This is a genomic window from Streptomyces sp. NPDC004838 (assembly GCF_053600955.1).
In genome coordinates this window covers 137941-160760 of record NZ_JBSGAW010000007.1, presented here as the reverse complement: position 1 = coordinate 160760, position 22820 = coordinate 137941, and the positions used below count along the sequence as shown (strand labels likewise).

General features: G+C 70.7%; 20 protein-coding genes. 3 read left to right on the top strand and 17 right to left on the bottom strand.

What is annotated here, in order from left to right:
- Positions 1-169: 169 nt before the first annotated feature.
- From ACWEFL_RS10835 to rpsD, 12 genes are all read right to left on the bottom strand, one after another.
- Positions 170-610 carry a type II 3-dehydroquinate dehydratase gene (locus ACWEFL_RS10835; protein ID WP_451710266.1) on the bottom strand — a complete coding sequence of 147 codons (441 nt, stop codon included), beginning with the start codon at positions 608-610 and terminating at the stop codon, positions 170-172.
- Positions 607-1725 (bottom strand): 3-dehydroquinate synthase, encoded by a 1119-nt coding sequence (gene aroB / locus ACWEFL_RS10830; protein WP_451710265.1) that lies wholly within the window; start codon positions 1723-1725, stop codon positions 607-609. The genes ACWEFL_RS10835 and aroB overlap by 4 nt, the downstream gene beginning before the upstream one ends.
- The gene (locus ACWEFL_RS10825) at positions 1722-2237 is read right to left on the bottom strand and encodes a shikimate kinase (protein ID WP_451710263.1); all 516 of its coding nucleotides are present in this window, start codon (positions 2235-2237) and stop codon (positions 1722-1724) included. Before ACWEFL_RS10825 ends, aroB begins: the two co-directional genes overlap by 4 nt.
- Entirely contained in the window at positions 2234-3418 is a 1185-nt protein-coding gene (gene aroC, locus ACWEFL_RS10820) for a chorismate synthase (protein WP_451710261.1), read from the bottom strand. Before aroC ends, ACWEFL_RS10825 begins: the two co-directional genes overlap by 4 nt.
- Before the next feature lie 161 nt (positions 3419-3579).
- Entirely contained in the window at positions 3580-3852 is a 273-nt protein-coding gene (locus ACWEFL_RS10815) for a hypothetical protein (protein ID WP_451710259.1), read from the bottom strand.
- A gap of 289 nt (positions 3853-4141) precedes the next feature.
- On the bottom strand, positions 4142-4972 hold the full coding sequence (locus ACWEFL_RS10810; RefSeq protein ID WP_451710257.1) for a shikimate dehydrogenase: 831 nt from the start codon (positions 4970-4972) through the stop codon (positions 4142-4144).
- Positions 4969-6747: an endolytic transglycosylase MltG gene (gene mltG, locus ACWEFL_RS10805; RefSeq protein WP_451710255.1), complete on the bottom strand. Its 1779-nt coding sequence runs from the start codon at positions 6745-6747 to the stop codon at positions 4969-4971. Before mltG ends, ACWEFL_RS10810 begins: the two co-directional genes overlap by 4 nt.
- A gap of 104 nt (positions 6748-6851) precedes the next feature.
- Positions 6852-7316 (bottom strand): Holliday junction resolvase RuvX, encoded by a 465-nt coding sequence (gene ruvX / locus ACWEFL_RS10800; RefSeq protein WP_451710253.1) that lies wholly within the window; start codon positions 7314-7316, stop codon positions 6852-6854.
- Complete coding sequence (gene alaS, locus ACWEFL_RS10795) at positions 7313-9982, bottom strand: alanine--tRNA ligase (RefSeq protein WP_451710251.1); 2670 nt, start codon at positions 9980-9982, stop codon at positions 7313-7315. Before alaS ends, ruvX begins: the two co-directional genes overlap by 4 nt.
- Positions 9982-10317, bottom strand: a complete 336-nt coding sequence (locus ACWEFL_RS10790) for a DUF6167 family protein (RefSeq protein WP_451710249.1) — start codon at positions 10315-10317, stop codon at positions 9982-9984. The genes alaS and ACWEFL_RS10790 overlap by 1 nt, the downstream gene beginning before the upstream one ends.
- Before the next feature lie 6 nt (positions 10318-10323).
- Positions 10324-10764: a DUF948 domain-containing protein gene (locus tag ACWEFL_RS10785; RefSeq protein ID WP_451710247.1), complete on the bottom strand. Its 441-nt coding sequence runs from the start codon at positions 10762-10764 to the stop codon at positions 10324-10326.
- A 311-nt stretch (positions 10765-11075) separates the two neighbouring features.
- Positions 11076-11690 carry a 30S ribosomal protein S4 gene (gene rpsD, locus ACWEFL_RS10780; RefSeq protein ID WP_451710245.1) on the bottom strand — a complete coding sequence of 205 codons (615 nt, stop codon included), beginning with the start codon at positions 11688-11690 and terminating at the stop codon, positions 11076-11078.
- A gap of 191 nt (positions 11691-11881) precedes the next feature.
- Here rpsD and ACWEFL_RS10775 point away from each other — a divergent pair, with 191 nt between their 5' ends.
- Entirely contained in the window at positions 11882-12601 is a 720-nt protein-coding gene (locus ACWEFL_RS10775; RefSeq protein WP_451710438.1) for a DUF2470 domain-containing protein, read from the top strand.
- Positions 12602-12686: 85 nt separating this feature from the next.
- On the opposite strand, the gene ACWEFL_RS10770 is transcribed toward ACWEFL_RS10775, so the two are convergent.
- From ACWEFL_RS10770 to ACWEFL_RS10755, 4 genes are all read right to left on the bottom strand, one after another.
- Positions 12687-14051: a replication-associated recombination protein A gene (locus ACWEFL_RS10770; protein ID WP_451710243.1), complete on the bottom strand. Its 1365-nt coding sequence runs from the start codon at positions 14049-14051 to the stop codon at positions 12687-12689.
- A gap of 94 nt (positions 14052-14145) precedes the next feature.
- A complete protein-coding gene (locus ACWEFL_RS10765; RefSeq protein ID WP_451710241.1) occupies positions 14146-14787 on the bottom strand; it encodes a vitamin K epoxide reductase family protein in 642 nt (213 codons plus the stop codon).
- Positions 14788-15403: 616 nt separating this feature from the next.
- The gene (gene hisS, locus ACWEFL_RS10760; RefSeq protein ID WP_451710239.1) at positions 15404-16666 is read right to left on the bottom strand and encodes a histidine--tRNA ligase; all 1263 of its coding nucleotides are present in this window, start codon (positions 16664-16666) and stop codon (positions 15404-15406) included.
- A gap of 13 nt (positions 16667-16679) precedes the next feature.
- The gene (locus tag ACWEFL_RS10755; RefSeq protein ID WP_451710237.1) at positions 16680-17396 is read right to left on the bottom strand and encodes an MBL fold metallo-hydrolase; all 717 of its coding nucleotides are present in this window, start codon (positions 17394-17396) and stop codon (positions 16680-16682) included.
- A gap of 189 nt (positions 17397-17585) precedes the next feature.
- Between ACWEFL_RS10755 and ACWEFL_RS10750 the strand changes: the two genes are divergently transcribed.
- Positions 17586-18380 carry a peptidylprolyl isomerase gene (locus ACWEFL_RS10750; protein WP_451710235.1) on the top strand — a complete coding sequence of 265 codons (795 nt, stop codon included), beginning with the start codon at positions 17586-17588 and terminating at the stop codon, positions 18378-18380.
- Between the two features lie 186 nt (positions 18381-18566).
- The gene (locus tag ACWEFL_RS10745) at positions 18567-19796 is read left to right on the top strand and encodes a DUF349 domain-containing protein (protein WP_451710233.1); all 1230 of its coding nucleotides are present in this window, start codon (positions 18567-18569) and stop codon (positions 19794-19796) included.
- A 393-nt stretch (positions 19797-20189) separates the two neighbouring features.
- On the opposite strand, the gene ACWEFL_RS10740 is transcribed toward ACWEFL_RS10745, so the two are convergent.
- On the bottom strand, positions 20190-22760 hold the full coding sequence (locus ACWEFL_RS10740; protein WP_451710231.1) for a RelA/SpoT family protein: 2571 nt from the start codon (positions 22758-22760) through the stop codon (positions 20190-20192).
- Positions 22761-22820: the final 60 nt, after the last annotated feature.

Sequence of the window (22820 nt, the reverse complement as noted above, 5' to 3'; positions counted from 1 at the left end):
CGCTGTCCGGGCGGCAGTTCACCTGTCGCCGCCACCGAACGGTACCCCCCGGATCCGCCGCCAAGCGGCCCGAACCCCGTACGGTACCGGCCCAACGATCGGGAACGGCCCGAAGTGCCCTGCTCAGCCGATCGGTCCGACCGGCTGTGCGAGACCCCCCACACCGTGTTCAGCCCGACAGTTCCTCGGCCAGCGCGCGCAGGGCGAGGCGGTAGGAACCGATGCCGAAGCCCGCGATCGTGCCGCTGGAGACCGCGGCGACCACCGAGGTGTGCCGGAACACCTCACGGGTGTGCGGATTCGAGATGTGGACCTCGATCAGCGGCGCGGTCCGCTGCGCGGCGGCGTCCCGCATCCCGTACGAATAGTGCGTGAACGCACCGGGGTTGAGGATGACGGGGACCGAGCCGTCGGCGGCTTCGTGCAGCCAGCGGATCATCTCGCCCTCGTCGTTCGTCTCCCGGACGTCCACGTCGAAGCCCAGCTCCCCGCCGAGCGCCCGGCAGGTCTCGACCAGGCCGGCGTAGGAGGTCGCGCCGTAGACGTCGGGCTCGCGGGAGCCGAGCCGCCCCAGGTTGGGGCCGTTGAGGACGAGCACCGGGCGGCTCATGCGGAGTCCGCCGCGATCTCGGCGTAGGCGGCGAGCAGGACCGCCGGGTCCGGGCCCTCCAGCACGGTCGGTTTGGCGAGCGAGTCGAGGACGATGAAGCGGAGCAGATTGCCGCGCGACTTCTTGTCGACCTTCATGGTCTCCAGCAGCCGGGGCCACTGGTCGCCTCGGTAGGTCAGCGGCAGCCCGACGGACTCCAGGACGGCGCGGTGCCGGTCGGCGGTGGCGTCGTCGAGCCGGCCGGCCAGACGGCCCAGTTCGGCCGCGAAGACCATGCCGACGGAGACGGCTGCGCCGTGCCGCCACTTGTAGCGCTCGTTCTTCTCGATGGCGTGGGCGAGGGTGTGGCCGTAGTTGAGGATCTCGCGCCGGCCGGACTCCCGGAGGTCGTCGGAGACGACCTCCGCCTTCACCCGGATGGAACGCTCGATCAGCTCGGCGGTATGCGGCCCGGCGGGGGTACGCGCCCCCTGCGGGTCGGCTTCCACGAGGTCGAGGATGACCGGGTCGGCGATGAAGCCCGCCTTGATGATCTCGGCCAGGCCGCTGACGTAGTCGTTGACGGGCAGCGAGTCGAGCGCGGCCAGATCGCAGAGCACGCCCGCGGGCGGGTGGAAGGCTCCGACGAGGTTCTTGCCCTCGGCGGTGTTGATGCCGGTCTTGCCGCCGACGGCCGCGTCCACCATGCCGAGCACGGTCGTCGGCAGGGCGATCCAGCGCACCCCGCGCAGCCAGGTGGCGGCGACGAAGCCCGCGAGGTCGGTGGTGGCGCCGCCGCCGACGCCCACGATGACATCGCTGCGGGTGAAGCCGGTCTGCCCCAGCGCCTTCCAGCAGTACGCGGCGACCTCGGCCGTCTTGGACTCCTCCGCGTTGGGGAGCTGGATCGCGATGGCCTCGTACCCCTGGGCGGCCAGGTCCTCGCGGATCGCCTCGCCCGTCTCGGCGAGGGCCTCCGGATGGAGTACGGCCACCCTCCGCCTGCCCGAGGCGCCCTCGGCGCGGCCGATCAGTCCGGGGAGTTCGCCGAGGAGCTGTCGGCCCACCAGTACCTCGTACGGCTCGGAGCCTTCGGTACCGCCGACCCGGATGCGGGTCACTGACTGCTCGGTCATTCGTCCTTCAGCTCCAAAGCGTCGAGGACCGCCTGGGCGACCTCTTCGGGGGTGCGTTCGTCGGTGGCCACGACGACGCGGGCCACCTCGGTGTACAGATGCCGGCGGGCCTCCATCAGCTCCCGCCACGTGCGGCGGGGGTTGACTGCGAGCAGCGGCCGGGCCTGGTTCAGGCCGGTGCGCCGGACCGCCTCCTCCAGTTCGATGGAGAGATAGACGACCGGCAGTCCGGTCAGCAGCGCGCGCGTGGAGTCGTCGAGGATCGCGCCGCCGCCGAGGGCGAGTACGCCGGTGTGCGCGGCGACCGCCTCGCGTACGGCGGCGCGCTCCAGTTCCCGGAAGTACGGTTCGCCCGCGTCGACGAAGATGTCCGAGATCTCGCGGCCCTGGGCGGCGACGATATCGGCGTCGGTGTCCCGGTAGGCCACGCCGAGCCGCTGGGCGAGGAGTTCGCCGACGGTGGACTTGCCGGAGCCCATGGGCCCGACGAGGACGATCAGCGGCGCGCTCACCGGATGTGGAGGTTGCCGAGGTACGAGGAGACGTTGCGGCGGGTTTCGGCCACGCTGTCGCCGCCGAACTTCTCCGCCACCGCGTCCGCGAGGACGAGCGCGACCATCGCCTCGGCGACGATGCCGGCGGCCGGCACGGCGGCGACGTCCGAGCGCTGGTGGTGGGCGGCGGCGGCCTCGCCGGTGGTGATGTCGACGGTGGCCAGAGCCTTGGGCACGGTCGCGATCGGCTTCATCGCCGCGCGGACCCGCAGCAGTTCGCCGGTGGACATCCCGCCCTCGGTGCCGCCGGAGCGGCCGGAGGTGCGGCGCAGTCCCTCGTCGGTGGCCACGATCTCGTCATGGGCCTGCGATCCGGGCACGCGCGCCAGCTCGAAGCCGTCGCCCAGTTCGACGCCCTTGATGGCCTGGATGCCCATCAGCGCGCCCGCGAGCCGGGCGTCGAGCCGCCGGTCCCAGTGGACGTGCGAGCCGAGGCCGACGGGGACGCCGTAGGCCAGCACCTCGACGACTCCGCCGAGGGTGTCGCCGTCCTTGTGGGCCTGGTCGATCTCCGCGACCATCGCCTTGCTCGCGTTCGCGTCGAGACAGCGCACCGGGTCGGCGTCGAGCCGGTCGACGTCTGCGGGCGTCGGGTACACGCCGTGCGGGGCCTTGGCTCCGCCGAATTCCACGACATGGGAGACGATCTCGATTCCGGCCGTCTCCTTGAGGTAGGAGCGGGCGACAGCGCCGAGCGCGACCCGCGCGGCCGTCTCACGGGCGCTGGCGCGCTCCAGGACCGGCCGCGCCTCTTCGAGCCCGTACTTCTGCATGCCGGCGAGGTCGGCGTGGCCGGGCCGGGGGCGGGTGAGGGGCGCGTTGCGGGCCAGTGACGCCAGTTCCGCGGGGTCGACGGGGTCGGCCGCCATGACCTTCTCCCACTTCGGCCACTCGCTGTTGCCGACCATGACCGCGACCGGCGAACCCATGGTGAGCCCGTGGCGTACGCCGCCGATGAAGGTGACCACGTCCTGCTCGAACTTCATCCGGGCGCCGCGCCCGTAGCCGAGGCGTCGCCTGGCGAGGTGGTCCGCCACCATCTCCGTGGTGATCGGCACACCGGCGGGAAGACCCTCCAGCGTCGCCACGAGTGCGGGTCCGTGCGATTCTCCCGCCGTCAGCCAACGCAACCTGCTCAACGGTGCTCCTCCTGCTCGCGCCTGGGACTGCGACGGCGCGGCCGGGTGCGCGGCCCTGGCCCGCCTCCCTCGATCCTCCCACGTCCCGGCCTGTGGCCCGGTCCGCGGTCCAGCAGTCGGACGCCGGCGGACCGTGGCCGGACCGCTTCGCCCGCCGCTGATCAGCCCGCGCCGCCGTCGCCGCGCCGCCGGGGTGCGTACGGGCCGAGGAAGTCGGCGCCGCTCCGCGGGGCCGTCGGGGCGGCGACGGGCGGCGTGTTCCCGGCGGTCTGCCGCCGGGCGCGCTTCCTTCTGATGGAGATGATCCAGCCTCCCAGGGCCAGCACGGCGACCAGGCACAGGAACGGAGTCCACAGCCACTCCGGCAGGAAATCCACGACGAAGGTGACGACGTCGAAGATCTTCGAGATGGCTCCGGCCTGTGGCTGACCCATGTCCATAACACTCTCCCCCGCGAACACCACGGCCCCCTCGGCCGCGTGGGTTCCGTATCAGCGGGGCACACGACCCGGTCGAGAGACGGAACGCGGGGAGCTTAGCGCTGTGACCGGAACGATGTGCCGATAAGCCCGCGGCCTCCGGTGCGGTGCGAGGCGGAGGTCCGCGGCTCGTACTCGCTCCGTACGAGCACGGTCCGGCAAGGCCGGGGATACCGTCCGTGCCGCACGGCACGGGGGGAGCGTGCAGGGCGTCTCGGGCCGGTGAACGCTCCCGGCCACAGCACTAGCGGGATTCGATCGCCCGTTCGCCCGCGTTTCGCATGACCGCGAGGGGTGCGCGGGCACGGCCGGTCATCTGCTCCACCTGGAGGGCGGCCTGGTGGACGAGGAGGTCGAGACCGCCGACGACGGCTCCGCCTCGGGCGGACCAGCCCGCCGCCAGCCGGGTGGGCCATGGCTCGTACAGCACGTCGAACAGGGTGCCGGGCCTTTCGGGGACCCGGTCCGCGAGGGAGTCGGTCGTGCCGGCGGGGGTCGTGGCGATGACCAGCGGCGATCGCAGCGCCTCCGCGGCGTCCGCCCAGTCGGCGATCCGCACGTCTACGCCCAGCCGCTCGCCCCAGCCGCGCATCTCCGCGGCTCGTGCCCGGCTGCGCACATAGGCGGTGACCGGGCCGTGGCAGATCCGCGCGAGCGCGGCGAGCGCGGAGGACGCGGTCGCGCCCGCACCGAGTACGGCCGCGGATTCGATCTGGTCGACGCCCCGCTCGCGCAGCGCGGTGATCATGCCGGGGATGTCGGTGTTGTCGCCGAGACGGCGCCCGCCCTCCGTGAGGACGACGGTGTTGACCGCCTCCACGGAGGCCGCGGTGTCGGTGATCCGGTCGAGCAGCGGAATGACCGCCCGTTTCAGCGGCATGGTCAGCGAGAGCCCGGCCCAGCTGTCGTCCAGCTCGCCGACGAAACCGGGAAGCCGGGCCTCGTCCACGTCGAACCGGTCGTACGACCAGTCGGTCAGCCCCAGCTCGGCGTAGGCCGCGCGGTGCAGAACCGGGGAGAGTGAATGGGCGATCGGCGATCCGAGGACCGCCGCACGCCGCCTGATGGTGCTCACTGGCCGGAATTCTCCCGCTGTTCCTGGTACTTGCGACGGTTCCGCTCGTGCTCCTCGTTCGTCTCGGCGAAGATCGTTTCGTCCTCGTTGATCGACACGAAGTAGTACCAGGGTCCCGGAGTCGGGTCGAGCGCGGAGTTGAACGCCGCCATACCCGGGTTCCCGATCGGCCCCGGCGGCAGCCCCTGGATGCGGTAGGTGTTGTACGGGTCCTTGAGCTTCCGGAGCTCGTTGACGCTGCCGATGTCCAGCGTGCTCTGGTTCCTGAAGTAGTTGACCGTGGAGTCGAACTCCAGCCGTCCGACCGTCTCGGCGTTCCCCGGCTTGAGGCGGTTGTAGACGACGCGCGAGACCTTGTCGAAGTCCTGTTTGTACTTGCCCTCGGCCTGGACGAGGCTCGCGATGGTCAGTACCTGGAGCGGCGATTTCAGGCCGAGCCGCTGGGCCTCGGCGTTGAGGTCCTTCTTGCCGAACTCCTGGTTGGCGCGGGCGACCATCTTCTTCAGGACCGCCTCCGGCTTCATGCCCTTGGCGACGGGATAGCTCGCCGGGAAGAGGAAGCCTTCCAGCGGATCCTTGGCGTCCGGGTCGGCCTCGGCCCACTCGGGCAGGCCGAGGGAGTCCGCCTCGGTTTTCGCGACGCCCTGGGTGGTGCCCTTCTTCAGACCGAGGCGTTTGTCGATCTCGGCGTAGACGAAGCTGTTCCGCTTCCCCTCGGGGATGACCAGGGCGTTACGGCTCTTGGGGTCGAGCATCGCCTTCACGGCGTTCGCCCCGGACATCTCCTGAGCGAGGAGATAGACGCCGTCCTGAATGCTCCTGGCCCGCTCGGGGTTCTCGTTGGCCGCGGAGACGAAGGCTCCAGCGCTCTTGACGACGCCCTGCTTCTCCAGGATGTTGCCGATCTCCAGCAGGCCCGCGCCCTTGGGGACCTCGATCGTGACGGAGCCGGTGCCGGCGCCTGAGTAGTCGGCGGGCGGGCCGAACCGGTCCTGCCAGAACTGGTAGCCGAAGTAGACGCCGCCGCCGAGCCCGCCGACGAGGACGAGGGACACGACCAGGCAGGCGCAGCCGTTGCGGCTCTTCTTCTTTCCCTTGCCCCGGCGCTCGCCCGCGCCGCTGCCGCCGCCCCTGCGCGGGGCGTCACGGTCGCCCCTCGGGTCGTCATCGCGCGTAGCACCGTCGTCGCCCAGTCCGTCGTCGGTGAAGAAGGGGTGTTTCTCCTCCTCGGGGGCCTCGGACTCCCACGGTGTGGCCTCGGGTTCCGGGTCCGCGCGGCGGCCCGGAGGCCGCGGCGGCGGGTACGCCTCGGGTGTGGAGTAGTAGTCGGCTTCCTGCCGGCTGCCGTAGCCGGCGGGCCCGCCGGTGTACGTCTCGGCGGGTGCGCCGCCGTACGTCTCGGCGGGAGCACCGCCGTAGGGGTCACCGGGAGCCCCGCCGTAGGGCGTGCCCGTCTGCGGGCCGGGGTCCCAGCCGCCGTCGTACTGGCCGGCGCCGCCGTAGTGCTGCTGGTGCGCGCCGTACGCCTGCGGATCGGCCGCGTACTGCTGCCCGCCGTCGTAGAACTGCTGGTCGTACTGCTGGTCGTACTGCTGCTGATACGGGTCCTGGACGCCGTAGCCCTGCGGCTGCTGCTGTGGATACGGCTGCTGAGGCTGTCCGCCGTAGGAGGCATGGCCGGAAACGGCCTGCTGCCCTTCCCATCCCTGATCGCCGTTCAAAGGGTCATCGGATTGCCACGGTTCGGAGCCGGGGCTCCGGCCATAATCAGTCATCGATACCCCTAGGGCCGCGAGTCGGGCGTGTACCGTCCCGCCTCATTTCTGTGCGGCAGCTGTTCGAACACGGCCACATCGCGCGGAACGTTACCGTATCGCGATCAGACAATCCCTTCGACGCCCTCGCCTGGGGGAATTCCCAACGTCCGTTCGGACTCCAGAGCGTTTTGAAGGATCACCACAGCGGCAGCCTGGTCGATGACAGAACGGCCCTTTCTGGACTTCATGCCTGCCGCACGGAGCCCTTGACCTGCTGTGACTGTGGTCATCCTCTCGTCGACGAGTCGCACCGGAACGGGTGCGATCGAGCGCGCCAGTTCCCCGGCGAAAGCACGGACCTTGACCGCGGCCGGGCCCTCGCCGCCGCTCAGGGAACGGGGCAGACCGACGACGACCTCGATCGGTTCATACTCCTCGACGAGCAGTTTCAGCCGACGGTGGGCGGCCGGGACGTCCCGTCCCGGCACGGTCTCCACCGGGGTGGCGAGGACCCCGTCGGGGTCGCACGAGGCGACCCCGATACGGGCATCCCCGACATCGATCGCGAGACGGCGTCCTCGCCTCACGAGGTTTCGGCCACCAGACGCTCGACGGCGGCGACGGCCTCACCGATGGCGTCCGGGTTCTGGCCGCCGCCCTGGGCGACGTCCGCCTTGCCGCCACCGCCGCCGCCGAGGGTCTTGGCGGCGGTACGGACCAGGTCACCGGCCTTGAGACCGCGCTCACGCCCGGCCTCGTTGGTGGCGATGACGGTCAGGGGGCGTCCGTTGGCGACGGTGAAGAGGGCGACGACGGCCGGGCGGTCGCCCGCGATGCGCCCACGGACGTCGAGGACCAGTCTGCGCAGGTCGTCGGCGGAGGTCCCCTCCGGCACCTGTCCGGTGACCAGAGCCACGCCCCGTACGTCCTTCGCGCCCTCGGCGAGTGAGGCGGCGGCGGCCAGCACCCTCTCCGCGCGGAACTTCTCGATCTCCTTCTCGGCGTTCCTCAGCTTGGCGAGCATGCCGGAGATCTTCTCGGGAAGCTCCTCGGGGCGGCCCTTGACCAGCTCCTGGAGCTGGGCGACGACCGTGTGCTCCCGAGCGAGGAACTGGTAGGCGTCCACCCCGACGAGGGCTTCGATACGGCGCACGCCGGAGCCGATCGACGATTCTCCGAGCAGTTTCACCAGGCCCAGCTGGGCGGTGTTGTGGACATGCGTACCGCCGCAGAGTTCCTTGGAGAAGTCGCCGATGGTGACGACCCGGACGCGCTCGCCGTACTTCTCGCCGAACTCGGCGATGGCTCCCTGCTTCTTCGCCTCGTCGATGCTCATGACCTCGGCCTGGACGTCGAGCTCACGGGCGAGTACTTCGTTGATCCGCTGCTCGACGTCGGTGAGGACCGCGCCGGGTACGGCGGTGGGCGAGCCGAAGTCGAAGCGGAAGCGTCCCGGCGAGTTCTCCGAACCGGCCTGGGCGGCCGTGGGGCCGAGAGCGTCCCGCAGCGCCTGATGGGTCAGATGGGTGGCGCTGTGGGCGCGGGCGATGGCCCGGCGGCGGCGGGTGTCGATGGCGGCGTAGGCGGAGGCGCCGACGGTGACCTCGCCGACCTGCACGGACCCCTTGTGCACGGAGACGCCGGGGACAGGCTGCTGGACGTCGCGGACCTGGATGACGGCGCCGGAGTCCAGCCGGATACGGCCCTGGTCGGCGAGCTGGCCGCCGCCCTCGGCGTAGAAGGGGGTGCGGTCGAGGACGACCTCGACCTCGTCGCCCTCCAGGGCGGCGGGCGAGGGCACACCGTCGACGAGCAGGCCGACGATGGTCGACTCGCCCTCGGTGGAGGTGTAGCCGGTGAACTCGGTGGAACCGGAGCCATCGGCGATCTCACGGTAGGCGGAGAGATCGGCGTGACCGGTCTTCTTGGCCCTGGCGTCGGCCTTGGCCCGGTCCCGCTGCTCGGACATGAGCCGGCGGAAGCCGTCCTCGTCCACGGACAGCCCCTGCTCGGCGGCCATCTCCAGGGTGAGGTCGATCGGGAAACCCCAGGTGTCGTGGAGCAGGAACGCCTTCTCGCCGGCCAGGACCGTGGACCCGGCGCTCCTGGCCTCGGTCACGGCGCTGTCGAGGACGTTCGTCCCGGCGTTGAGGGTCTTGAGGAAGCGGGCCTCCTCGGCGAGGGCCACGCTCTCGATCCGCGTACGGTCGGTGATCAGCTCCGGGTACTGCTCGCCCATGGTCGTGATGACCGGGTCGATCAGCTCGGCGACGACCGGGCCGGTGGCTCCGAGCAGGCGCATATTGCGGATGGCGCGGCGCATGATGCGGCGCAGGACGTAGCCGCGGCCCTCGTTGCCGGGGGTGACGCCGTCGCCGATCAGCATCGCCGAGGTACGGATGTGGTCGGCGACCACGCGCAGGGAGACGTCGGAGGCGTGATCGGCTCCGTAGCGCACACCGGTGAGTTCGGTGGCCCTGTCCATGACGACCCGCAGGGTGTCGGTCTCGTACATGTTCTGCACGCCCTGGAGGATCATCGCCAGGCGTTCGAGACCGAGGCCGGTGTCGATGTTCTTGGAGGGAAGGTCGCCCAGGATCGGGAAGTCCTCCTTGCCCTCGCCGGGACCGCGCTCGTACTGCATGAAGACCAGGTTCCAGATCTCCACATAGCGCTCGTCGTTGACGGCGGGGCCGCCCTCCTCGCCGAACTCGGGGCCCCGGTCGTAGTTGATCTCGGAGCAGGGTCCGCAGGGGCCGGGAACGCCCATGGACCAGAAGTTGTCCTTCTTGCCCAGGCGCTGGATGCGCTCGGCGGGGACGCCGATCTTGTCCCGCCAGATCTGCTCGGCCTCGTCGTCGTCCAGGTAGACCGTGATCCACAGGCGCTCGGGGTCGAGGCCGTAGCCGCCGTTGTCGCGGGAGCCGGTGAGCAGCTCCCAGGCGAGGGAGATCGCGCCTTCCTTGAAGTAGTCCCCGAAGGAGAAGTTGCCGCACATCTGGAAGAAGGTGCCGTGGCGGGTGGTCTTGCCGACCTCTTCGATGTCCGGGGTGCGGACGCACTTCTGCACGCTGGTGGCCCGTGGGGCCGGCGGCTTGGCCTCTCCGAGGAAGTACGGCTTGAAGGGGACCATGCCCGCGTTGATCAGCAGCAGAGTCGGGTCGTCCGCGATGAGCGACGCCGAAGGCACGACGGTGTGCCCGCGCTCCTCGAAGAAGCTCAGCCAGCGGCGGCGGATTTCAGCCGACTCCATCAGTGGTCCTCATTCCGGTTGTACGGGGTGTAGGGGTGGGTGTCCGGGGCGCGGCCCGGGCGGCCGATCGCGGGGCGCACCCGCTGTGCGGGCAGTTCGGGGCCGGGCGGGGCGTGCGTACCGAGCGCTTCGCCCAGCTCTTCCTCCCGCTGGATCATTCCGGCCCTGACGTCGAGCGCGAAGTCCTTGAGCCTGTGACCCGCGTCAATCGCCCTGTTCGCGGCCTGGGCGGCGAGGCTCTCGGGGGTGAGCTGCTGGATCTTGCGGTTGACCTTGGTGGTGGCCCAGACACCGGCCGCGGCGCCCGCGGCGAACCAGAACGTACGGCGGAACATCGTGCGTCAGCCCTTTCTGCTCCACCGGCGGCGTCCCTCACGGGCGGGCGGCACGGTACGGCCGACGACGACCGTCCGCGAGGACCGCTCACGGGGTGCGTCGTCCCTGCGGCTCATGGCCTTCCGTACGCCGTATCCGAAGGAAGCGACCTTGACCAGCGGGCCTCCGAAGGTGGACGCGACCGTGGTGGAGAGCGCGGATGCGTTGGAGGTGACTTCCTGGACGTCGCTCGCGATGGCGTCGACCCGGTCGAGCTGGGTCTGCGCGGAGCGGACCGTCGCCGAGGCGTCCGCAAGCAGCGGTACCGCCTGCTCGGTCACCTCCGCCACGAGCCGGGTGGTCGCCTTGAGCGTCCGGGCCAGCCTCACCAGCACCACGGCGAGGAAGGAGACCAGAATCGCCCAGAAGACGGCCACCAGAATCCCGGCAACCTCTCCACCGGTCACGCTGCACCGCTCTCTGTCCGTCTCGGAAGCCCGTTCAGACGCCTGTCCCGGGCCACCTGAAAACCAGTCCTCCGACCCTATCGCGCCGAGGGTCGCACCCAATACCGCATTCCCACCGGGAAGGACAGGACCCGTCCCGGCAATTGTACGGAGCGGATACGCGCCAGTACGCTGCGTGCCCCCTGCTGTGCACCTGTCGCCGGGGCCGCCGTACCGCGCGTCCGGCGTCCGTGGAGACGCGAGGGCCCGCCGGCCGCCCCGCCGGGAAGGGCGGGGAGGCGGCGGGCCGAAACGCGGTGTCGTACCCCGGATCAGCGGGCGTAGTACTCGACGACCAGCTGCTCGTCGCAGATCACGGGGACTTCCTTGCGCTGCGGGTCGCGGTCCAGGCGGAACGCCAGGGCCTTCAGGTTGACCTGCAGGTAGCGCGGGGTCTCGCCGTCGGCGGCGAAGCCACCCTCGCGCGCGACCTGGAAGAGGGCCTTCTGACGCGAGCGCTCGCGGACCATCACGACGTCGTCGGGACGGACACGGAAGGACGGCTTGTCGACCTTGCCGCCGTTGACCTCGATGTGGCCGTGGACGACCATCTGACGTGCCTGGTAGATGGTGCGGGCGATGCCCGAACGCAGCACCAGGGCGTCGAGACGGCGCTCGAGCTCGACGACGAGCGCCTCGCCCGTCTTGCCCTCGGCCTTGCGGGCGCGGTCGTAGGCGCGGGCCATCTGGCGCTCGCTGATGTCGTACTGGGCGCGCAGACGCTGCTTCTCCAGCAGACGGACCTTGTAGTCCGAGTTCTGCTTGCGGCCGCGGCCGTGCTCACCCGGCGGGTACGGGCGGGCTTCGAAGTACTTCACGGCCTTCGGCGTCAGGGCGATGCCGAGCGCACGAGACTTCTTGACCTTGGGACGCGACTGGTTAGGCACGTTCTCCAGACCTCCGTTGTAGGTTAGGTTAGGCTCACCTTACTCAAGGAGATCGCATGTCTCGCCCTGGGAACACCAAGCGCATCACGGACAGCACAGAGAACGTCGACGCTGCTCAGAAGAGCGCCGAGGCGACGGAGGTCCGATCAGCTCATGGTCAGCCGCATCCCAGCGGGCTTGATCTCGCCCGGATGCCGTCAGCAGCCGAGCGCACACGAACTCTCGTACAGGGTACATGCTCCGGAGTGCTGCTGATTCCAGGCGTGGAGACCACCCGGCCGGAGCAGCTGAGCCCGCAGGCGCGCGTGGTGGGCCCCGACGGCGAGGTGTTCCTGCTCTTTCCGGCGGACTCCCCCGCCGTGCGGGCCGCCACCCATGCCCAGGACGACGAGCTCTCCGCCGTACTGGAGATCACGGACGTCGCCCCGGTCTCCGTGCCCCACCGTATCCGGGGCCGCGCCCGGGTCGCCGGCTGGCTCACCCGCGCCCCCGGACTCGCGGAACCCGGCGGCATGCTGCTCCGGCTCGAGGTCGGGGAGCTGTACGTGGACGATCTGTGGGGGGTGTCCGCCGTCGAACCCGACGACTTCGCACGCGCCTCGCCCGATCCGCTCATCGCCCATGAGGCGGAGCTGCTCCAGCATCTGCACTCCGCCCACGGGGAGCAGATGCAGGAGCTGTGCGCTCTCCTCGGCGAGCGCGGGGACGGACCGGCCGAGCGGCAGGGGCGGGAGCGGGGCGGCCGGGCCGGGCGGCGGGCGGTGCCGCTGGCGCTGGACCGGTTCGGGCTGCGGGTGCGGTTCGTCGGCGACCGGTGCTTCGACGCACGATTCGACTTCCCGGCACCGGTACGGGATGTGACCGAGCTGCGCCGGGCGATGCACACCCTCTTCGAGGCCGCCGCGCACTGACACCCTCAGACTCGGCGACTCGGCGGCTCTGGCGACTCGCCTGCTCGGCGGCTTCCGGTCGGCGGCTTCCGGGGGCGGGGCGCGCTCAGGCGTCGGAGGGCCCCGTCCGGCCGAGGCGCTCCCGTACCCGCTCCACCACGTCCGCGTACCGCGCCTCCGCGCCGTACCGCGTCGCCTCGTAGTAGCGCTTGCCGTGGATCGCGTCCGGGGCGTACTGCTGGGCGGCGATTCCCCCGGGCACATCGTGCGGATACACATAGCCCTGGGCGTGGCCGAGCGAGGCCGCGCCCTTGTAGTGCCCGTCCCGCAGATGCGGCGGGACGGGACCGGTGAGACCGGCGCGCACATCGGCGAGTGCCGCGCCGATGGCCGTGGTCGCCGTGTTCGACTTCGGCGCGAGCGCCAGCGCGATGGTCGCGTGGCTGAGGGTCAGCGCGGCCTCCGGGAAACCGATCATGGCCACCGCCTGGGCCGCCGCGACCGCCGTCGGCAGAGCGGTGGGGTCGGCGAGGCCGATGTCCTCACTCGCCGAGATCATCAGTCTGCGGGCGATGAAACGCGGATCCTCCCCCGCTTCGATCATGCGGGCCAGATAGTGCAGCGCCGCGTCCACGTCGGAGCCGCGGATGGACTTGATGAGGGCGCTCGCCACGTCGTAGTGCTGATCGCCGTCGCGGTCGTACTTCACCGCCGCCCGGTCGACCGTCTCCTCGACGGTCTGGAGGGTGATCTCCCGCTCGCCCTTGTCGAGCGCGGCGCCCGCGGCGGCCTCCAGGGCGGTCAGGGCCCTGCGGGCGTCGCCGCCCGCGATCCGCAGCAGATGGGCCTCGGCGTCCGGTGGCAGGGAGACGGCCCCGCCGAGTCCGCGCTCCTCGGTGAGCGCCCGGTCCAGCAGCCCCTTGAGACCGTCGTCGGTGAGCGGCTCCAGTGTCAGCAGCAGCGAGCGGGAGAGCAGCGGGGAGATCACCGAGAAGTACGGATTCTCGGTGGTCGCGGCGATCAGCGTCACCCAGCGGTTCTCCACGGCGGGCAGCAGCGAGTCCTGCTGGGCCTTGGAGAAGCGGTGGATCTCGTCCAGGAAGAGGACGGTCTCCTTGCCGTAGCCGCCCGTGGCCCGGCGGGCGCCCTCGATGACCGCACGGACCTCCTTGACACCCGCCGTGATCGCGGACAGCTCCACGAAACGCTTGTTCGTCGCCTTGGAGACGACGTACGCGAGGGTCGTCTTGCCGGTGCCCGGCGGGCCCCACAGAATCACCGACGAGGGACCGGCCGGGCCGCCTCCGCCCTCGCCGACGAGCCTGCGCAGCGGCGAACCGGGCTTGAGCAGATGCTGCTGGCCCATGACCTCGTCCAGGGTCCGCGGGCGCATGCGCACCGCCAGAGGGCTGCTGGACGGGTCCTTCTCCTGGCGTTCTTCGGCCGCTGCGGTAAAGAGGTCGGGCTCCACGCGGTGAAGCCTATGTCAGGGCACCGACAGCGCCTCGGGACGGCGGTGCGGACCGAGGTTCCGGCCGAGCCGGACCGAGGTCCGGCGAGCGGGCTCAGCTGGTCCAGAAGTCCCACCAGCGGGTCAGGATGAGCATGCCGATGATGCCGATCCACAGCACGGGCGGCATCCAGTGGAACTCCATCAGTCCCTTGCGCAGGCCCTCCGGCACCTTGATGATCCGGTGCTTGATGTTGTGCCCGGTGACGTAGCAGAACATCACGATCGTGGCGGCCCAGGCCAGGGAGCACCACAGGCAGAGCGAGTTGATGTTGTACAGCGACTGGTACATGAGCCACATGCAGAAGCCGGCGCCGAACGCGCAACCCGCGTTCAGTCCCAGCCAGTACCAGCGCCGGTAGCGCGCGCCCGCCAGCAGGCCGACGCCGATGGCGATCACCATGCCGAAGGCCACCAGGCCCAGCATCGGGTTGGGGAACCCGAACACCGACGCCTGCTCGCTCTTCATGATGTTGCCGCAGGAGACGACCGGGTTGAGGCTGCACCCCGGTGTGAACGACGGGTCCTCCAGCAGCTTGAACTTGTCGATCGTGATGACCCACGCGGCCAGCAGCCCCGCCGCGCCCGTGATCACCAGCAGCCAGGCCAGGGAACGGCTGCCGCCGATCGCGGCGGTCCCCTGAGAGGCGTCGGTCTTCTCGCCGGAGGACACGTCGTCCAGCGCTGCAGTCGTCATATCGCCGTTTCCATCACTCAGTGGCCTGCTCGGGCACGGTCATTGTGCCGCACCACCGGCGGCGTCCACCGTTCGAACGACATAAGGATGGACACACGGTCGTACCGCCGGGTCACGGTCGATGACCAGCCCGTACGGCATGACCGAACTCATGGGCAACGTACGCGGTCCGTGGCAGCGGGACAGCGATACGAGGGCGTTCGACGGGCTCGACCTGCGCGTCCACCGGGCGAGGGCTCGGGGCCGCCGGGTCCGAACGGCGCCGGGAAGAGCACCACGGCGGGGTTCCCTCGGGGGCGTCGCGGCCGGTGCGCGGGCGCGGTGGTCCGTCCTCGGCTCGGATCGGGCGGCCTGAAATCGCCGGTCGCGGTCTCGAATCGGCGTCATCCGACCGTATGAGTCCGCGCCCACGAAGTTGACGGACCCCGAGACGGTCACCCTTTCGGGCGAGGTCACCCCCGTTCCCCCGTAACCCGGTGGGCTCATCGAGCCGGCACACCGCCTCGGGGGCGAGACCCCGGCCCACCGAGCCGCGGACCCTCGTCGGATCCGCGGATGCCGGGCCGTCGTCGTCCTCCGACGGGGCACGGCCGGCCCCGTCGGAGGACGGTACGGCTCAGGTCAGACGGGTACGGAGGACTTCCGTGACCTCGGAGAGCGGGACCGGGTGCTGTTCGCCCGACTGCATGTCCTTGAGCTGGACGATGCCCTCGGCGAGGTCGCGCTCCCCGGCGACGACCGCGTACCGCGCGCCCGAGCGGTTCGCCGACTTCATCGCCCCCTTCAGACCGCGGTTGCCGTAGGCGAAGTCGGCGGCGACGCCCACCCTGCGGAGCTGGGTGACGACGCCGAACAGCGTCCGCCTGGCCTTCTCGCCGAGCGGGACGGCGAAGACGGTCGTGGCGGGCGGGATGTCCGGCTCCACACCCTCGGCCTCCAGGGCCAGGACCGTGCGGTCCACTCCCAGAGCCCAGCCGACGGACGGCAGGGCGGGGCCGCCGATCATCTCCGAGAGGCCGTCGTACCGGCCGCCGCCGCCGACCGCGGACTGGGAGCCCAGGCCGTCGTGGACGAACTCGAAGGTGGTGCGGGTGTAGTAGTCGAGGCCGCGTACGAGCTTCTCGTCGTCCTCGAAGGAGACGCCCTCCTCGGTCAGCAGCTCGCGCACCTCCTTGTGGTACGCCCGGCAGGCGTCGCACAGGGAGTCGCGGAGCAGCGGCGCGCCGACGAGCTGCTTCTGGACCGCGGCGCGCTTGTCGTCGAGGACCCGGAGGGGGTTGATGTCGACGCGACGGCGGGTGTCCTCGTCCAGGTCGAGCCCGCGCAGGAAGCTCTGGAGGGCTTCGCGGTAGACGGGACGGCACTCCTTGTCGCCGAGGGAGTTGAGCAGGATGCGGAAGTTCCGCAGTCCCAGCGTGCGGTAAGCCTGGTCCGCCAGGATGATCAGCTCGGCGTCGAGCGCCGGGTCCTCCGCGCCGATGGCTTCCGCGCCGACCTGGGAGAAGTGCCGGTAACGGCCCTTCTGCGGGCGTTCGTAGCGGTAGTACGAGCCCGAATACCAGAGCTTGACCGGGAGCACGCCCTGCTTGTGGAGGTTGGCCTCCAGGGCGGCGCGCAGCACCGACGCGGTGCCCTCGGGCCGCAGGGCCAGCTCGGAGCCGCCCTTCGTGGTGAGGGTGTACATCTCCTTGGTCACGATGTCGGTGGACTCACCGACGCCGCGCGCGAACAGTTCGACGTTCTCGAAGCCGGGGGTCTCGACGTAGCCGTACCCCGAGTTCCGCAGGGGCGCGGCGAGGGCGTCGCGCACCGCCAGGTACCTGGCGGAGTCGGGGGGCAGCAAGTCGTAGGTGCCCTTGGGGGCCTGGAAAGTACTCACAGGAAGTCTCTCGTCACATTCCTCGTCGGGGAGCTCGCGGGCTCCCGGAGCCGGCCGCCACCTCGCGCAGATAGGGGTTGGTGGCGCGCTCACGGCCGATGGTCGTCTGTGGACCGTGCCCTGACAGCACCACGGTCGAGTCGTCGAGCGGCAGACACACACGTGCCAGCGATTCGAGTATCTCGGCCGGGTCGCCGCCGGGGAGGTCGGTGCGTCCGACGGAGCCGGCGAAGAGCAGGTCGCCCGAGAAGAGCACCGGCGGGATGTCGGCGTTCTCATGGGACTCGGGGATCCTGAAGGTCACCGACCCCTTGGTATGGCCGGGCGCGTGCGACACGGTCAGCTCCAGACCCGCCAGCTTCAGCTGGGCGCCGTCGCTCAGCTCGTGCACATCGGACGGCTCCCCGACGGTCAGCTCGCCCATCAGCTGTGCGCCGAAGGCGCGTCCCAGCGCCTTCTCGGGGTCGCTCATCATGTACCGGTCGGCGGGGTGGATCCACGCGGGCACGTCGTGCGCGCCGCAGACGGGGACCACGGAGGCGACGTGATCGATATGGCCGTGGGTGAGGACGACGGCGACGGGCTTGAGCCGGTGCTTGGCGACCGTTTCGGCGACGCCCTCGGTGGCCCGGTGGCCCGGGTCGATGATCACGCACTCCTCGCCCGCGGCGGGGGCGACCAGATAGCAGTTGGTCCCCCAGGCCCCGGCGGGGAACCCGGCAATAAGCACGATCGTCCTCGGAGTGGTTCGAAGTGGTCGCGGAGTCAGGGAATGGCGGAAAGGTGAGCAGAGGGTTCTCGGGGTGTGGGTCGCCGAAGGCAAGGGCGACGGATCAGAGCCTACCGGCGCTGCTGCTCACACAGCCAACCCGTATACGGTACGGGCACACGCCACGTACTGCGAAGGAGCGGAGACTCGGTGGTCAGCAACGATCAGCGGCGGCGGCAACTCGCCCGGGAGAAGTTCGAGCGTCAGCAGCAGCGTCGGGCCGCGTCCCGCAGAAGGAAGCAGCGGAACACCATCATCGCGGCGGCCGTCGCCGTGGTCCTCGCCGCGGGCGGGGCGGCCTCCGCGTCCATGGGGTTGTTCGACGGGGACGACAGCACCGGCAAGCAGAACGCGGGCGACCCCGGCGCGTCGCAGACGCCACCCACCCCGTCGGAGTCCAAGGCGCCCGAGCCGACGATGTCGATCGACGCGAAGGCCCCCTACACGATGGCGCTGACCACGAACCGGGGCGCCATCGGGATCGCGATGGAGGCGTCGAAGACGCCGCGCACGGTGAACTCGTTCAAGGCGCTGGCCGACAAGGGCTACTTCGACGGCACCAAGTGTCACCGGCTGACCACGCAGGGCATCTTCGTCCTCCAGTGCGGCGACCCGAAGGGCGACGGAACCGGCGGTCCCGGCTACACGATCCCCGACGAGAATCTGACCGCGCTGGGCAAGGCGGGCTCCGACGGAGCGGTGACCTTCCCGGCGGGGACCGTGGCGATGGCCAACACCGGCCAGCCGAACACGGGCGGCAGCCAGTTCTTCCTCGTCTACAAGGAGACCAAACTCCCGCCCACGTACACCCCGTTCGGGAAGATGGACGCAGCGGGCCTGAAGGCCGTGCAGGAGGTGGCGAAGGCCGGCGTCGTCGGCACGGCCAAGGACGGCGCGCCGAAGAACGCCGTCACCGTCGAGAAGGCGTCCGTCACCAAGGGCTGACCCGATGGGCGGCCCTCGAGTGGTCAAGGGCGGCGGGCCCGGAAGTTCGGCCGTGCTGAGTGCGGACAGCCGGGCGACCGTTCGCCTAGATTGGCGTTGTGCAGGGCGGGCGCGGCTCGCCCCAGGAAACTGTGGACGATGCCCGGGGGTGAATCCCCTCGGCGGGCATCAGGTGGAGGAGGCGCTGTGAGCAGCGACCCGTGGGGCCGTGTCGACGAGACGGGCACCGTGTACGTGCGTACAGCCGACGGCGAGAAGGTCGTCGGATCGTGGCAGGCCGGCACTCCCGAGGAGGCCCTGGCCTATTTCGAGCGCAAGTACGAGGGCTTGGTGGTCGAGATCGGCCTCCTCGAACGGCGGGTGAGGACCACCGATCTGTCCGCCAAGGACGCCCAGACGGCGATCGACCATCTGCGTCAGCAGGTGGACGAACACCATGCCGTGGGTGATCTCGACGCGCTCGCCAAGCGCCTCGACGCGCTGGTCGAGTCGGTCGACAAGCGCCGCGAGGAGCGCCGGGTCCAGCGGGCGAAGCAGAGCGACGAGGCGCGTCAGTCCAAGGAGGCGCTGGTCGCCGAGGCCGAGGAGCTGGCGCAGAGCGAGCAGTGGCGGGCGGCCGGTGAGCGGCTGCGGGCTCTGGTGGACACCTGGAAGGGCCTTCCCCGGCTCGACCGGAAGTCGGACGACGAGCTGTGGCACCGCTTCTCGCACGCGCGCTCGGCGTTCTCCAAGCGGCGCAAGGCGCACTTCGCCTCGCTGGACGCGCAGCGCGAGGAGGCCCGTAAGGCCAAGGAGGCGCTGGTCGCCGAGGCCGAGTCGCTCTCCGGCTCCACCGACTGGGGCGCCACGGCCGCGCGGTACCGCGAGCTGATGGCGCAGTGGAAGGCGGCGGGCCGGGCGCAGCGCGAGGCCGAGGACGATCTGTGGAACCGGTTCCGGGGCGCTCAGGACGTCTTCTTCGCCGCGCGCAGCGGGGTCTTCGCCGAGCGGGACGCCGAGCAGGCGGAGAATCTGAAGCTCAAGGAGGAACTCGCCGTCGAGGCGGAGAAGCTGCTGCCGGTGGGCGACCTCAAGGCCGCGCGCGCCGCTTTCCGGTCGATCAACGAGCGCTGGGAGGCCATCGGGCATGTGCCGCGTGACGCCCGGCCCCGGATCGAGGGCCGGATGCACACGGTGGAGCGTGCCCTCCAGGAGTCCGAGGAGAACGAGTGGCGTCGGACGAACCCTGAGGCGCGGGCGCGGGCGGCGGGCCTGACGGGCCAGCTGCAGGCGGCCGTGGACAAGCTTCGGGCCCAGGTCGACGCGGCGCGTGCCGCCGGGAACAACGCGAAGGCCGACAAGCTCGCGAAGGAGTTGGAGGGCCGGCAGGCGCTGCTGGACCAGGCGCTGAAGGGTCTGGAGGAGTTCGGGGGCTGATCGGCCGACCGGGAGTTGTGTGGCCGCGGCTCGGGCCTGGCTTCCGCCGTGGTGCGGCGGGTGCCGTTCGCCGGGCCCGGCGTGGGGAGGGGCGTCCGTCCATGAGGTGGCGGGCGCCCCTTCTGTCTTCCCGCGCCCGGCTTTCAGGCCGGGCACGGGTGCGAGACCGGTCCCTCTTGAGGCTGTCCGGCGGTAGAGGCTCGGAATCCGCGGGTGCCCCCGTCGTCTTTCGGACGGTCCCGGAAAGCGCCCCCGGCCCCGTCGCGGGCCGACGCCGCGCGTGCGGTACGTGCTCCGAGCGCCGCGAGAAGTCCCCGCGTACCGCACTCCGGAGAGGCCGTTCTGCCGACCGCGCCCGGAAGGCCGAAAGCCTCCGGCGAACGGACGACGGTTCTACGGGCGGCGTGCCGAGGTGACCCGGTAGACGTCGTAGACGCCCTCCACACCCCGTACCGCCTTCAGTACGTGTCCCAGGTGCTTCGGGTCCCCCATTTCGAAGGTGAACCGGGAGGTGGCCACGCGGTCGCGGGAGGTCTGGACGGCTGCCGAGAGGATGTTGACGTGCTGGTCGGAGAGGACTCGGGTGACGTCCGACAGCAGACGGGAGCGGTCCAGCGCCTCCACCTGGATGGCGACCAGGAAGACGGAGGACTGCGTCGGCGCCCATTCGACGTCGAGGATGCGCTCGGGCTGCTGGGAGAGCGAGTCGACGTTGACGCAGTCGGCGCGGTGGACGGATACGCCGCTGCCGCGCGTGACGAAGCCGATGATCGGGTCGCCGGGCACGGGCGTACAGCAGCGGGCCAGCTTGACCCAGACGTCCTCGACGCCCTTGACGACGACGCCGGGGTCGGCGTTCGAGCGGCGCTTGGTGCGGCCGCGTGAGGGCGGGGTGGACTCGGCGATGTCCTCGTTCGCGGCTTCCTCGCCGCCGAGTGCCTGTACCAGCTTCTGTACGACGCCCTGCGCGGCCACATGGCCCTCGCCGATCGCCGCGTACAGGGACGAGATGTCCGGGTAGCGCATCTCATGGGCGAGGGTGACGAGGGAGTCCCCGGTGAGGATGCGCTGAATGGGCAGGTTCTGCTTGCGCATGGCCCGCGCGATGGCGTCCTTGCCCTGCTCGATCGCCTCGTCGCGCCGCTCCTTGGAGAACCAGGCGCGGATCTTGTTGCGGGCCCGTGGTGACTTGACGAAGCCCAGCCAGTCGCGGGAGGGTCCCGCCCCCTCCGCCTTGGAGGTGAAGACCTCCACCAGATCGCCGTTGTCGAGGGTCGATTCGAGCGGCACGAGCCGGCCGTTGACCCGCGCCCCTATGGTGCGGTGGCCCACTTCCGTATGGACGGCGTAGGCGAAGTCGACGGGTGTGGCGCCCGCCGGGAGCGCTATGACGTCGCCCTTCGGCGTGAAGACGAAGACCTCGTTGCGGGAGAGGTCGAAGCGCAGCGACTCCAGGAACTCCGAGGGGTCCTCGGTCTCCTTCTGCCAGTCGAGGAGCTGGCGCAGCCACGCCATGTCGTTGATGTGGTCGTCCTTGCCGGACTTCTTGGGTACGTCGGTGCGCACCTTGGAGGCTCCGGCGACGGCCTCCTGCTTGTACTTCCAGTGCGCGGCGATGCCGTACTCGGCCCGGCGGTGCATGTCGAAGGTGCGGATCTGGAGTTCGACGGGTTTGCCGTTGGGGCCGATGACCGTGGTGTGCAGCGACTGGTACATGTTGAACTTCGGCATGGCGATGTAGTCCTTGAACCGGCCGGGGACCGGGTTCCATCGCGCATGGACGGTGCCGAGCGCCGCGTAGCAGTCGCGGACGGTGTCGACGAGGACGCGGATGCCGACCAGGTCGTAGATCTCCGCGAAGTCACGGCCGCGGACGATCATCTTCTGGTAGACGCTGTAGTAGTGCTTGGGGCGGCCGGTGACCGTGGCCTTGATCCGGGCGGCGCGGAGATCGGACTGGACCTCGTCGGTCACTATGGCGAGGTACTCGTCGCGCTTCGGGGCGCGCTCGGCGACGAGCCGCACGATCTCGTCGTACATCTTGGGGTAGAGGATCGCGAAGGCGAGGTCCTCCAGTTCCCACTTGATGGTGTTCATGCCGAGGCGGTGGGCGAGCGGGGCGTAGATCTCCAGCGTCTCGCGGGCCTTCTTCTCCTGCTTGTCCCGCTTGAGGTAGCGCATGGTGCGCATGTTGTGGAGCCGGTCGGCGAGCTTGATGACCAGGACGCGCGGGTCCTTGGCCATGGCGACGACCATCTTCCGCACGGTCTCGGCCTGCGCGGCCTCGCCGAACTTGACCTTGTCGAGTTTGGTGACGCCGTCCACGAGGAGGGCGACCTGGTCGCCGAAGTCGCGGCGGAGGGTCTCCAGGCCGTACTCGGTGTCCTCCACGGTGTCGTGCAGCAGCCCGGCCATCAGGGTCGCGGGGTCCATGCCCAGCTCGGCGAGGATGGTGGTGACGGCGAGCGGATGGGTGATGTACGGGTCGCCGCTCTTGCGCTTCTGGCCGCGGTGCCAGCGCTCGGCGACCTGGTACGCCTTCTCGATCTGGCGGAGCGTGGCCGTCTCGATCTTGGTGTCGTTGCTGCGGACGATCCGCAGCAGCGGTTCCAGGACAGGGTTGTACGGGGACGATCGCTGCCCGCCGAGCCGGGCGAGCCGGGCGCGGACCCGGTTGGAGGAGCCGCCGGTGCGGGGCACGGCGGCGGAGGCGGGCCGGGGCGCGGGGGACGCCGGCGGCCGGGGGCGCACGGCCGGGGCGGGGGGCGGCGCGGGCGCGGTCGCCGTGGGCGGTGCGGGCGCGGTGGGCTTCGCCACCGGCAGGGCGTCCGTGCCGCTCGTCCGCTGGGGCGCGGCCGGCCCGGTCTTCCCGGCGGGCTTCTTCTCGGGCGTGACAGGGCCTGCCGCGGCCTGGTCGGCCTGCCGGCCGGGCTGCGGGGCTGCGGGACGGGCCTCGTCTGGCAAGAGCGCTCCTCGTGCGGTTCCGGGTCCCCCCGGTCAGGTCCGGAGAGGCCATGGTATCCA

Bases quoted from the DNA above. Each gene is read 5' to 3' on its own strand.
- ACWEFL_RS10775 (WP_451710438.1), top strand. From the start codon at position 11,882: ATGCCGTCAGCAGCCGAGCGCACACGAACTCTCGTACAGGGTACATGC.
- ACWEFL_RS10815 (WP_451710259.1), bottom strand. From the start codon at position 3,852: ATGGGTCAGCCACAGGCCGGAGCCATCTCGAAGATCTTCGACGTCGTC.
- alaS (WP_451710251.1), bottom strand. From the start codon at position 9,982: ATGGAGTCGGCTGAAATCCGCCGCCGCTGGCTGAGCTTCTTCGAGGAG.
- ACWEFL_RS10765 (WP_451710241.1), bottom strand. From the start codon at position 14,787: ATGACGACTGCAGCGCTGGACGACGTGTCCTCCGGCGAGAAGACCGAC.
- aroB (WP_451710265.1), bottom strand. From the start codon at position 1,725: ATGACCGAGCAGTCAGTGACCCGCATCCGGGTCGGCGGTACCGAAGGC.
- ACWEFL_RS10835 (WP_451710266.1), bottom strand. From the start codon at position 610: ATGAGCCGCCCGGTGCTCGTCCTCAACGGCCCCAACCTGGGGCGGCTC.
- mltG (WP_451710255.1), bottom strand. From the start codon at position 6,747: ATGACTGATTATGGCCGGAGCCCCGGCTCCGAACCGTGGCAATCCGAT.
- ACWEFL_RS10790 (WP_451710249.1), bottom strand. From the start codon at position 10,317: ATGTTCCGCCGTACGTTCTGGTTCGCCGCGGGCGCCGCGGCCGGTGTC.